General features: G+C 40.9%; 10 protein-coding genes. 9 read left to right on the top strand and 1 reads right to left on the bottom strand.

Annotation, left to right across the window (positions count from 1 at the left end; genetic code table 11):
* Window positions 1-437 precede the first annotated feature (437 nt).
* Together MSMAS_RS00810 and MSMAS_RS00805 are read left to right on the top strand one after the other, a co-directional pair.
* Window positions 438-1,322 (top strand): DUF1616 domain-containing protein, encoded by an 885-nt coding sequence (locus tag MSMAS_RS00810; RefSeq protein WP_048042559.1) that lies wholly within the window; start codon window positions 438-440, stop codon window positions 1,320-1,322.
* Window positions 1,323-1,324: 2 nt separating this feature from the next.
* Window positions 1,325-2,182, top strand: coding sequence for a CPBP family intramembrane glutamic endopeptidase (locus MSMAS_RS00805; RefSeq protein WP_048036813.1), 858 nt, complete (start codon window positions 1,325-1,327; stop codon window positions 2,180-2,182).
* A gap of 312 nt (window positions 2,183-2,494) precedes the next feature.
* Here MSMAS_RS00805 and MSMAS_RS00800 read toward each other — a convergent pair whose 3' ends face one another.
* Window positions 2,495-2,692 (bottom strand): hypothetical protein, encoded by a 198-nt coding sequence (locus tag MSMAS_RS00800; RefSeq protein WP_015411621.1) that lies wholly within the window; start codon window positions 2,690-2,692, stop codon window positions 2,495-2,497.
* A gap of 1,003 nt (window positions 2,693-3,695) precedes the next feature.
* Here MSMAS_RS00800 and MSMAS_RS00795 point away from each other — a divergent pair.
* The 7 genes from MSMAS_RS00795 to MSMAS_RS00765 all read left to right on the top strand — a co-directional run bounded on the left by MSMAS_RS00795 (window position 3,696) and on the right by MSMAS_RS00765 (window position 12,501).
* The gene (locus tag MSMAS_RS00795) at window positions 3,696-4,364 is read left to right on the top strand and encodes an acyltransferase (RefSeq protein ID WP_048042557.1); all 669 of its coding nucleotides are present in this window, start codon (window positions 3,696-3,698) and stop codon (window positions 4,362-4,364) included.
* Between the two features lie 61 nt (window positions 4,365-4,425).
* Window positions 4,426-5,508, top strand: coding sequence for a DegT/DnrJ/EryC1/StrS family aminotransferase (locus MSMAS_RS00790; RefSeq protein ID WP_015411622.1), 1,083 nt, complete (start codon window positions 4,426-4,428; stop codon window positions 5,506-5,508).
* 45 nt (window positions 5,509-5,553) lie between these two features.
* Window positions 5,554-6,492, top strand: coding sequence for a UDP-N-acetylglucosamine 3-dehydrogenase (locus MSMAS_RS00785; protein WP_011033102.1), 939 nt, complete (start codon window positions 5,554-5,556; stop codon window positions 6,490-6,492).
* A gap of 95 nt (window positions 6,493-6,587) precedes the next feature.
* On the top strand, window positions 6,588-8,015 hold the full coding sequence (locus MSMAS_RS00780; RefSeq protein ID WP_048042555.1) for a nucleotide sugar dehydrogenase: 1,428 nt from the start codon (window positions 6,588-6,590) through the stop codon (window positions 8,013-8,015).
* A gap of 54 nt (window positions 8,016-8,069) precedes the next feature.
* Window positions 8,070-9,116 carry a polysaccharide deacetylase family protein gene (locus MSMAS_RS00775; RefSeq protein ID WP_011033104.1) on the top strand — a complete coding sequence of 349 codons (1,047 nt, stop codon included), beginning with the start codon at window positions 8,070-8,072 and terminating at the stop codon, window positions 9,114-9,116.
* Window positions 9,117-9,712: 596 nt separating this feature from the next.
* Window positions 9,713-11,221 carry a lipopolysaccharide biosynthesis protein gene (locus tag MSMAS_RS00770; protein ID WP_048046273.1) on the top strand — a complete coding sequence of 503 codons (1,509 nt, stop codon included), beginning with the start codon at window positions 9,713-9,715 and terminating at the stop codon, window positions 11,219-11,221.
* A gap of 593 nt (window positions 11,222-11,814) precedes the next feature.
* Entirely contained in the window at window positions 11,815-12,501 is a 687-nt protein-coding gene (locus MSMAS_RS00765) for a hypothetical protein (protein ID WP_011033106.1), read from the top strand.
* The last annotated feature ends 278 nt before the right edge of the window (window positions 12,502-12,779 follow it).

Genomic DNA, 12,779 nt, shown 5'->3' with positions numbered 1-12,779 from the left:
AAAAAAATGAACATAATCAGGAAAATCATTTCAAAAGAATCATTAAACTTTATCTGAGATATAAAAATCCCAGAATAGGCTGTAAAGAAAAAACATATTTTTATAATAGCAGACAGGAAAAGGGAAAGATATTTTATACAAAAAGATAATTTGATCTACTCAAATTAAAATCATAATTGAAATAATATAGCTTATTCGGAAACATAATTTAATACATCAAAAAAATCGCTACTGGATTGAAACATCTGGGTAAATTATATCATTCTGGACCTCAATTCTTCATAATAGAAGAGAAGGGCAGACGAGCTGAGAAAGCATCAAATAAGTTCGTCTAAAAAACATGAAGATTGACAATCAGATCAGTAGAGTTAGCCTGAATACACGAAAAAATAACTGGGAACCCAGAAAAACATTAAAACCGTTTTATGAGGAGTCATATGGCCGGAAACCAGAAGTTTCCATCTGATCTGCTGCTCGTGGCAGGTCTTGTAATTCTTACAGATATTATCGTACTCATTCCTGTACTTAACGAGAGTTTTATTCGCATCGTCCTTGGACTGCTACTGGTGTTATTTCTGCCGGGGTATGCCCTTGTAGCCTTACTATTTCCGGCAAAAAACGGACTTGAAGGAGTTGAAAGGGCAGCACTTTCCATAGGGATGAGTGTTGCAATAGTACCTCTTACAGGACTTGCACTTGATAATACATCATTCGGGATAAGAGAGATGCCTCTTCTCGCAAGCCTTTCTGTATTTATTATCCTGGCATGTGCAGGAGCGTATATTCGCAGGAAGCAGCTTCCAGAAGACAAAGCCTTTGAAGTTTCTTTCAAAAAATCTGCCAGTTCCATAGTTGAAGTCCTGGGAAAACCGGAATCTTCAACGGAAAAGACCCTGAGGGCTTTTCTGGCAATTTCCCTCCTGACACTTGCAGGGGCTACGGCATATATAAGCATATTTCCCCACCAGCATGACCCATTCACAGAATTTTATATTCTTGGGCCTGAGGGAAAAGCCGATAATTATACTATGGAATATGTGCAGGGAAAAAGCGAAACTGTCATTATAGGGATTGCAAACCACGAACACAGGACAGTAAATTATACACTGGATGTCAGGCTTGAAAATAAATCACTGGCTCTGCCTGAAAACCTGAAACACATACAGCTTGAAGACAATAAGACCCTGGAAGAACCTCTTGAGATAACCCCCTCTATAAGAGGAAAAGATCTGGAGCTCCAGTTTCTGCTTTTCAATGAAACCGAAAAAGAGATACCTTATGAGGACCTGCGCCTCTGGATAGATGTTATCGGGGAGGCATAAAAATGGAAACTTATGAGAATCTGGAGTTAAAAACACCTGATAGAGAAGCACAAAGGCCTGAATACCGGGGAACTTACGCGCACATGTCAGCATCCGAGCCCGAAATAAAAAACAAAGGGCTCTACATTATTATTCCGGTATTATTAGTCGCAATTGCAGAGTTTCTGATATATTCCGGAAAAATCATACCTGCGATGGAAGTCCATGCAGTCCTTCTTATTGGGCTTTGTTTTTCCATGCTATATATAAAAAATGTAGAGATCCAGAAGACTTATCAGGCTTTTATCCTGCTGCCAATCCTGCGGCTGGTAAATCTCTCAATGCCAGCTTTTTATGAGATAACCCTTTACTCATTTGTCTTTATCTATGGGCTCCTCACAATTCCAGTTACTGTTGCGCTCACCAATCAGGGATTTAACCAGGAACAACTTGGGGTAACCTTCAAAAAAATAGGCACCTATATTCCACTTTCAATAATTATCGGTCTCCTTCTCGGAATAGGAGAATATTTTATAATAGAGACAAATTACCTGGTTCCTGATCTCTCAATAATCAGCCTGTTGATACTCACCCTTGTTATGGTCTTTTTAGTAGGTCTTGTTGAAGAGATCATTTTCAGATCCATCTTGCAAAACAGGCTTGAAATGTTCCTTGGAAGCAGGGGTGGCTTACTTGTGACAAGCGTCCTCTTCGGGCTGATGCATTCGGGATATGGAAGCATGGTTGAAATTTTCTACGCTTTCCTGGTAGGTTTTATTATAGGATACATGTTCTACAAAACCCGAAGCCTCCCTCTTGTCACAATGGTACACGGCTTCATAAATGTCTTCCTCTTTGGGGTTATTCCCCATCTATTTTAAATTTATTTTTTAAAATGCACACTCCGATCTGTAATTTCAACCATGCCACGCATTCTGCCATAAAATTTTGCCGACAGAAAGAAAAATCAGATGCTTGAAGCAGGTAAGAGAATGTAAATAAAAAGCAAAAAAGAGCAGGACATAAAGAATGAACAGGCAGAAAAGAAGGAGCAGAAAAAAAGGCAGGAAAACTTATTTTTGACAGCCTGAAAAAACTAATTTTCCTCAGAACTTTTAAAATAAAAAATGGTTTATCTCTACAGTGTTTTGTCTCCAGCTTACAGGCTTAAAATATTAAGCTCTCCCCATAAATTAGAAGAGAGCTACGAGTTTATAAAGGACTACTGCACCGAAAGAAAACAGAAGTGGAAGAATCCCCATATTCAAAGAAGTTTGTACAGATTCATCCCAGTTCTTTAGCAAAGGAAGGATGTCTCTGAGAAGTAACATTACAAGCAAAACCGCTACGGCGACTGATGCGCCATCAGGGACTCCAGGTGGAGTCATCATTGTTAGCTCGCCCGAAAAAGCAGAAGTTGATGAAATTAAACTGAGCGTAGTTAAAACTCCTCTAGTTGATTGAAGTATAAAAGAATCAAATGTGCGATCTGATATAAAAACTCTCCTTCATTTAATCTCCTGAACTCAAAGAATAGAACGTAAAAAGAGAATGAAAAAAAGAAAGCAATAGATGTTAATTTCAAAAAATCCTGCTCCATTTTGCAGGATAAAAAAGTAGATATATAAATTTTAAATCAAGGGCGATCCAGCTTTATAGTTATTAGTTTTTTCCTTGAAAATGAAATATACATACCTTTTTTATGTAAGGCAGAAGATGAGTGGAATATATTGCCCTTACAACAAGCTACTGGCATAAGTCCCCATCCATATAAATCTTCTAACAGAGAAATGGTAAGATCTTATCAGGAAGGGCTTAAAAATATTTTTGATAGATTAATAGATAATTTTTAAATCGGATTACTATCATATAAAATTATAACTGTGTATATTCAGTATTATACATATTGTTCTAAAAGAATCAAGACAGACATGTAAAAGTAAGACAGCAATTATAGAAATAAAACCACAATTATTATAGAAGTAAAAAGTCAATAAGGAATAAGACAGTGATTAAAGATATACATACACTATAAAAAATTAGATGTGAATTTAAAAGAGCTTCAAGGTTAATTTGTACCAAATAATTTCGATAAATTAAATACCATTACAAAAAAAGATCGAAAAAGCTGTGGATTGACAGATAAACCAAATCAGTTAAATAATTATAAAGTGTATTCAAACTAAAAAATTCACATAGTTAGTAAATTGAAGGGAGTGGGTACAGGGAATAAGGAAATAACAAATGTCCCGGGCAGGCTGTAACATCAGATAACCAGAAAGTTCGGAACATGAAAATAAAATATATACTTTCTAATTCATTAAAAATTTTAAGTATGTCTTTGTTCAATTTGGAATTTATCGAACGGATATAAAGTATATGAAGGGGAAAGATATGAATTCAAAAAAATTCAAAATCCATGATTCTTCCAAGATTTACGGAAATTCTGTAATCGGAAAAGATACTGTGGTTCTGGAAAATGTAATACTGGGGTATCCGGAACACAAAATCCTCATGGAAATCCTCAAACAAAATATAGAGATTGAGGACTTTGATTTTCCGGGCTGCACTATAGGCGCAAACTCGATAATTAGAGCAGGTTCGACAATATTCTCCAGTGTAAAGACCGGGAATAACTTCAAGACCGGACATAATGTAATGATCAGGGAAAATACACAAATAGGAGACAACGTACTTATCGGAACGAACGTTATCATAGACGGAAACGTAAAGATAGGTAATAATGTCAGCATTCAGGGGAATGTGTATATTCCAACGAATGTGCTTATCGAAGACAATGTATTTATTGGACCTTGTGCTGTTCTTGCCAACGACAAATATCCTATCCGTAAAAAGTACGAGCTTAAAGGCCCTGTTTTGAGAAAAGGAGCGTCAATAGGCGCGAACGCGACTTTACTTCCAGGAGTAGAGATTGGAGAAGGAGCAATGGTTGCCGGAGGAGCTCTTGTAACAAAAGACGTGCCCCCATGGAAACTGGCTCTAGGTGTGCCTGCTAAAATACAGGAACTCCCGGAAGATCTCAAAGAATTAAACAGGATATAAGCCTACTGAAAAAGCTAATCGAAATCAAAGGAACATAATCAAGATTATAAGAGGTCTAAAAATGATCCCAATCGCCAGGCCCCTGCTGGGCAAGGAAGAGATTGATGCAGTAACAGAGGTCCTGAGTTCAGGCATGATCGCACAGGGACCAAAAGTAGAAGAATTTGAGCTTGCTTTTTCCGAGTACACAGGCTGCGAATATGCAGCGGCCGTAAATTCCGGCACTGCAGCTCTTCATATTGCACTTCTTGCCCACGATATCGGAAAAGAAGATGAAGTAATCACAAGTCCCTTCACATTTATTGCCACTGCAAACAGCATCCTTTATACCGGAGCAAAACCTGTTTTTGCAGACATTGAGCCTGATACATACAATATAGACCCGGAAAAAATAAAGGAAAAGATCAATCCAAAAACGAAAGCCATTATGCCTGTCCACCTTTACGGGCAGTCTGCTGACATGAAAGCCATAATGGAAATCGCTGAAGACCACAAACTTGTTGTGATAGAAGATGCCTGCCAGGCACATGGCGCAGAGTGCCTGGGGAAGAAAGCAGGCAGTTTCGGGACAGGAGCATTCAGCTTTTACCCGACCAAAAACATGACAACAAGCGAAGGCGGCATAATTACAACCAGCGACCGGGAAATTGCAGAAAAATCAAAAATGATCAGGGCTCACGGCTCCAGAGTCCGCTACCTGCACGAAATGCTGGGCTTTAACCTGCGCATGACTGACATTGCAGCCGCAATAGGGCTTGCTCAGCTTGAAAAACTGGACGGGTTTAATGCCTCCCGGCAGAAAAATGCAGCCATGCTCTCAGAAGGGCTTAAAAGCATTTCAGGAATTGTACCCGCAACTACAAGGGAAGGTTATACCCACGTTTTTCACCAGTACACAATAAGGGCACAAAACAGAGATAAACTGGCAGATTTTCTGAAGGAAAAAGGCATAGGCACAGGAGTTCACTACCCGATACCTATCCATAAACAGCCTTATTATATGGAGCTTGGATACAAAGACTCCCTGCCTGTCTCGGAGAAAGCAGCAGAAGAGGTTCTTTCCCTTCCTGTACATCCTGCCCTGTCCAGAGACGATGTTCTGAAAGTAATAAAGGAAGTCAAAGAATTTTATGCAAGTGCCTGATCAGTTTTCAGGTTGCAATCACATTCTTAAAAAGGAAGTGAAATTTTGATAAGAGTAGGAGTAATAGGCACGGGTGCCATGGGCCAGAATCACGTCCGAATCTATAGTGAGATGGAAGGCGTGAAGCTTGCAGGGATATCCGATGTGGACCAGAGTAGAGTCGAAGCCATGGCTGCCCAGTTTAAAACAAAAGCCTTTACAGATTATAAAAAAATGTTTGCCGAAGGCCTTGATGCAGTGAGCGTTGTTGTGCCTACAAAACTGCATAAACAGGTAGTCCTTGATGCCCTGGAAGCAGGCCTTCATGTCCTTGTTGAAAAACCCATAGCAGATACGGTTGAAAACGCAGACGTTATGATAGAAGCTGCAAAAAAGGCAGGTAAAGTGCTCATGGTAGGTCATATCGAACGCTTTAACCCTGCAGTCATAAGGCTTAAGGAGATCATAAATTCAGGCACTCTGGGTAAAATAGTATCTATCTCTACAAGAAGAGTAGGCCCGTATAACCCGAGGATAAGAGACGTCGGCGTAATTCTGGATATCGGTGTCCATGATATAGATATCATTTCATATCTCTACGGCAAGAAAATAAAAGGCGTTTACGCCATTGCAGGTGCAGACATACACTCTTTTGAAGACCATGCCTCAATTATCCTGCGTATGGACCATAACTTTGCAGGAGTTGTAGAAACAAACTGGCTGACTCCTCATAAGGTCAGGCACCTGACAGCAATAGGGGTCAAGGGTGTGGCGTATCTGGACTATATTGACCAGACAGTAGAACTGCACGACAACGGCTGGATAAGAAAAGCCAAAGTCGAGCCAAGTGAACCCCTGAAAAATGAACTCGCCTATTTCATAGACTGTGTTCAGACAGGTAGAGAACCAAACCCCTGCGGTGAAGATGGGAAACATGCCCTTGAAGTGGCGATGGCAGCAATCAGGTCTTACGAAGAAGAAAGACTGATTGAAGTGGGGAAGTAAACCGCATAAAAGATAAAGGGTGAAGGGAAAAAGAAACCGAAAGCCTCGGGAAAATTCAAAAAAATTTTAAAAAACAATACCGGAAAGTGATAAGTATGAGCAAATTAGAAAAACTTTTGAAGGAACGCGGCCCTATAAAAAAGATAGGCGTTCTTGGCATGGGATATGTAGGAATCCCTGCTGCTGTCCTTTTTGCAGATGCTCCCTGTTTTGAGAAAGTCCTCGGCTTCCAGCGCAACTCAAAAAGCTCGGGTTATAAAATTGAAATGCTTAACAGAGGGGAGAGCCCGCTCAAAGGGGAAGAGCCCGGCCTTGAAGAGCTTATTGGAAAGGTTGTAAAAGCCGGAAAGTTCGAATGCACACCTGATTTTTCAAGGATTTCCGAGCTTGATGCAGTTACACTTGCAATTCAGACTCCTTTTGCAAATCCCAAAGACCTGGAACCTGATTTCAGCGCGCTTATAGATGGTATCAGAAATGTGGGCAAATACCTTAAACCGGGGATGCTTGTGGTCCTGGAATCCACAATTACTCCCGGGACAACTGAAGGCATGGCAAAACAGATCCTTGAAGAAGAGTCAGGGCTAAAAGCAGGTGAAGATTTTGCCCTTGCACACGCCCCCGAAAGAGTGATGGTAGGCAGGCTTTTAAAGAACATCAGAGAACACGACAGGATCGTGGGCGGAATAGATGAAGCAAGCACAAAAAGGGCTGTTGAACTGTACTCCCCTGTGCTCACAGTCGGACAGGTTATCCCTATGAGTGCAACAGCGGCTGAGGTCACAAAAACCGCAGAAAACACTTTTCGCGACCTTCAGATTGCAGCAATCAACCAGCTCGCCCTTTACTGTGAAGCTATGGGCATAAATGTCTATGATGTCAGGACAGGAGTCGACAGCTTAAAAGGCGAGGGAATTACAAGGGCTGTCCTCTGGCCCGGAGCAGGAGTTGGAGGCCACTGCCTGACCAAAGACACTTACCACCTTGAAAGAGGAGTTAAAATCGGGAGGGGAGAACTTGACTATCCGGAAGGTGCAGATTCTATTTACGTGCTTGCAAGGAAAGTCAATGATTTCATGCCCGCACACATGTATAACCTGACCGTTGCAGCCCTTGAAAGGCTCGGGAAGAAGATGGATGGCTCAAAAGTCGCAATGCTCGGCTGGGCATTTATCAAAGATTCGGACGATGCCAGAAACACACCTTCGGAACCATACAGGGACCTCTGCCTGAAAGCCGGGGCCAGCGTAATGGTACACGACCCTTACGTTGTCAATTATCCGGGCGTTGAAATTTTAGATAATCTGGAAGAGGTTGTCAGAAACGCAGACGCTATAGTTGTACTTGCAGGGCACAGTGCATACTCCAGCCTTAAAGCTGATTGGGCAAAGAAAGTAAGCGCAAAAGCAAATCCGGTTATTATTGATGGGAGAAATGTCATCGAGCCGGACGAATTTATCGGGAAAGGGTTCGTTTACAAGGGAATTGGGAGGGGAGACAAAAACTCACATAAAATAAAATGAAGGGGAAAATTCCCCTTTGATATATTTTATATTCTGGGAAACAGGGCGAAAATTATGTTTGATAAACTGAAAGAAAACGAAGAACTCTGGGACCTCTTTACCAGGAAAGAAGAGTACAGCGTAACTTTTCGCGACGCGTATGAGAGGTTCCCTTATTATCTGAGCAGTCACAGGAATATCTTTGAGCCGAGGGTTTCCAAATTTCTGGTAGAAAACGGGTTAAAACCTCAGTATCCTGACGGGAAAAAGTTCGCTGTCTGCCTCACACATGATATCGATGCGATTTATCCGGACAAATTGTATCCGATTGTCGGGCCAGTAAAAGCCCTTTCCAGGGGGAAACTGGCTGAAGCAGTAAAAGCTCCTTTTTCAAGAGTTAACAGGAAATGGAACCCTTGCTGGAACTTCAGGGAAATACTGGCTCTTGAAGCAAAGTACAATGCAAAATCCAGTTTCTATTTTCTTGCCCTGACATCTGAAGAAACCGACTTCAATTATAATATTAAAGATCTTGAAACCGAGCTTGGATTCATATCAGATAGCGGATGGGAAGTCGGACTTCACGGAGGGCACGAGTCTTACAACAGCCTTGAAGATATTAAAGAAAAAAAGAGGCGACTTGAGGAAGTCCTGGGCAAAAAGGTTGTCGGGTACAGAAACCACTATCTAAGGTTCAGAGTACCGGATACCTGGGAATTATTAAGCAAAGCAGGGTTCAAATACGATACCACATTCGGATATTCGGACTGTGCCGGTTTTAGAAACGGGATGTGCCATCCTTACAGGCCTTTTAATTTAAACGAGGGGCGCCAGATCGATATCCTGGAGATCCCGCTGGTGATAATGGACCGTTCTCTTTTGAAGGATTACATGCGCCTGAACGTTAAGAAAGCCTGGGAATGTACAAAGCATCTGATCAATACAGTTGAGAAATATAACGGTGTGATCACTATCCTCTGGCACAATAATATGTGCATCGATGGAGAGAACCTCAGGTATTATGAAAAAGTCCTTGAATACTGCGCCGAGAAAAACGCCTGGATTACCAGTGGAGAGGAAATCTACAACTGGTGGACCAGTAAGATTGAGCCTGGAAACTAAAGTAGACGTATATTGAATTTAGAGAACGATATACCACTACAGAAGGAACATTATACATTACTATTGAGAAATCACAGTTATTGAACAAAAAACAGCATCAATAAAAGACAGTTCAAAGAGAACTCTTTTTTGCTAAAATACGGCTGCCTCAGGTGAATTGCCTGGTTGATGTTGACAGACAGTTTTGTTATCTTAAAGAGTTAACAGTGACTTTCTTTTGAAATATCGATAATTATTTTATCCGTTGAGATGTAATTATATCTCTCTGATAAGCGAGGATAATAAATAATTGTCCGGTACTGCAGGGTAAAATATATCTGTAAAAATTCTTATTTCGCGGGTTTTCCGGATAAAGGCTGTCACTAATGGGAAAAGGGCGCTTTAGAATCGGATGAGTATATAAAGGAGAATTTGTGTATAGGAGTTTGGAAGGGAGATAAAAAGGCACAGAGAAAAAAGGAGAAGTCAGGATACTGAAATTTGAAGAATTAAGATTCTTCAGGGAAATATGCTTCAGGGTCTTTAAATGACCCAACACGGGAACTAAAACTTTTGGATATCTGGCTGAAAAACAACTTCCTTCACAGGGTACTGCTATGGATAGAAAGATAGAAGAATCAGCAGAAAAGCCATATAGTAACGAAAAAAAGTCAAGTTTTGCGTCGGATGTACTGACACTTGCAGGCGGAACAACTTTTGCCCAGATCCTCACGATTCTGGCAGCCCCTGTCCTTACCCGGCTTTACGGACCTGAAGACTTTGGAGTCTGGGCTCTTTACGTCTCCATCACCAGCATTATAAGTGTTATTTCATGCCTCAGGTATGACTATTCTATAATGCTGCCAGAATCAGACAGGGAGGCAGTAAACCTTTTAGGTCTTAGCGTCCTTGCAGTCCTGACTGTGACCGGATTAACCGTGCCAGCAGTATGGTATTTTAAAGCCCAGCTGGTTGATCTCTTAAATGCCCCGCAGATAGAGGGTTATTTATGGCTTATCCCTCCGTTCGTGTTTGTAAACGGGATTTTTCTTGCACTCACCCACTGGAACTCAAGAACAAAGCTCTTCAAGAGGCTCTCTTTCTCAAAGATTTCCAGTTCGGTTTCAACCACTGCAACCCAGATAGCCCTGGGACTTATGCAGCACCCTCCGACCTCAGCCGGTTTAATAGGGGGCAGTCTTGCAGGTCAGTCTATAGCGACATTTGTGCTTGGGGGCCAGATCTGGAGAGATGATAAAAACCTGATAAAAAAGAGCCTGAGCTGGAAGGAAATATATGAAGGCGCTGTGCGTCACCGCAACCTTCCTCTTATAGACAGCTGGTCTGCCCTTATGAACTCGGTTTCCTGGCAGCTCCCGGCTTTTCTACTCTCAGCGTTTTTTACTCCCGCAATAGTCGGCTTCTATTCCCTTGGGTTCCGCCTGCTTCAGTTGCCTATGAGTTTTATCGGCGGCTCAATCTCACAGGTATTTTATCAGAGGGCATCCAGAGCAGTATCCGACGGCACCCTCAGCATTCTTGTAGAAAGTGTTTTCAGAATACTTGTGATTATAGGCATGTTTCCTATACTGATTCTCACAATTGTAGGCGGAGACGTCTTTACAGTAGTTTTCGGGAGAGCCTGGACGGAAGCAGGAGTATATGCCCAGATCCTGAGCCTCTGGGCTTTTATATGGTTTATCTCATCCCCCTTGACCACAATATACCTGGTTGTGGAAGAGCACCATTTCGGCTTCAGCTATAACTTTTTCAACCTTACAACCCGCTTCCTTTCTCTTACAATCGGAGGCATTCTCGGAAACGCTCGTATAGCCCTTATCCTTTTTTCAATATCAGGTATTGTGGTATATGGGTATCTGTGCCTGAAAATGATGTATTACTCAGGAGTAAAGACTTCGAAAGCCCTTAAAATAGTATTCTCAAACTTTGTCCTTTTTATCCCTGCGGGAGTGGTTCTTACTGCGCTCAAGACCGCGGGAATAAACCAGATCCTTCTTGTTGTAATATCCGGTTTGATAATCTGCATTTACTATCTGTATATATTGAAGATGGATAAGCAGATGAAAGAGATTATTGCCGAGTTCAAACTTCCGGGAAAAGCGTAAGAGACTGAAATTTACACCTCCACACCTCAGGATGATCAGGACAAACGAAAATAATGCTGAAAAATGTTATTAACTCAATTGGTCTCCATAGCCCCGGACTTAAAAGTAAAGGGAAGTAAAGAGAAAAATACACTGAATAGAAGCTGGAAAATTAATTACATATTCAATTCCTTTTGGGTTACAGCCGATTTTATTGCCAGAAATCCCCATTTAATTTCCATATTCAGAATTTTTAGGTCGGAATTTAAGTAAAGATTAATATTTAGATTTATATAAGAATTTAAAACTATAAAAATCCGTAGTAAAATATAAATAGACTTTTCTGAAACATGTTAGTATCAAACTGCCCGATGGCTTGACAATTCACGTCGAAAAATCTGGAAATAAAAAGCAAAATCACATATGTATGCTGATTTATGTGCACACATGAACTGATCAGGCCAGAAACTGCAGCCGGAAAAAGTGGAGAAAGGAGATTCAAAATCTTGCTTTTTAAAGGAACCACGTTCACAAAATTGGTTTTTACTGGTCTTACGTCCCGGAAAAGTGGAAAAAAGCTAAAGTTTCTGCTTTAGCTTTCTTTATTCATATCTTTGGTCACCCTCCCCGGAGCTGCCTCAGCTGCAGCTAACAGCTGGGAACTGGTCCCTGAAAGCCCGGTGGCCGGGGATATAATAGAGATAAAAGGGTCCAATTTCACTGGAGATACGGCTGAGATACTTGTATCCTTTGAAAAAGATGTTCCGGTCTCAGAAGGCAGATATGAGTATTTGCTTGAAAATGTGGAAATCTCACCCGGATTCAAGAACCGTTTCAATGTACAGGCTAAAGGAGCCGAAGACCTGAACGTGAGGGTAAAAATGATACTGTGGATAAGCAGAACTGCAAAGGCAAAAGGAGGAGTTGCAGAGATATCGCAGTCCGCTGTACCTCCAGGGACTTATCAGATCAGGATAGATGGAAAGTCAAATGCCTCCGAGGTCAAACTCAGGATTACAGGTCGCCAGCAGATGGAAGTCAATTCGGGCAATTTCAGTTATAGATATAATACAGAATCCATACCAGCAGGCAATTTTGAGATAAAAGCCGGGAACACCACAAAGCAGGTTACCCTGAAGCCGGCAGAAAAACCGCCTTCAGACGTAAATACTTCACCAGGAAAGAAAGAAAGCTCAAAAAAGGATTTTTCCGGGGAATGGAAAAACTGGAATATACTGGCAGCAGGAACCTTAACCGGAGTGATACTGCTCCTGTTTTATTCGAGGAGAAAAAAGCGTTAAAATTATTGAAATTTTAAAGAGTAAATTCGTGCAGAAGTGATTTTCAAACCTGTAAAAGTTTGTAAAGGCATTTTCAATGAATTTAATAGCAAAATAATGCTCTAAATGAATCAAATAGATATTCCAAATAAAGTAAATGTATATTTAAATAAATCAAGTATTTATTCCAAATAAATCAAGTATGTATTCTAAATAAATCAAACAAGTATTTAAATAAATCAAGTATGTATTCTGAATAAATCAAACAAGTATTTAAACAAATATATGAATGTTGAATT

It is taken from the genome of Methanosarcina mazei S-6, assembly GCF_000970205.1.
Classification (GTDB): domain Archaea; phylum Halobacteriota; class Methanosarcinia; order Methanosarcinales; family Methanosarcinaceae; genus Methanosarcina; species Methanosarcina mazei.
Note: the sequence above shows the minus strand (reverse complement) of the source record. Positions and strands in the feature narration are given on the sequence as shown.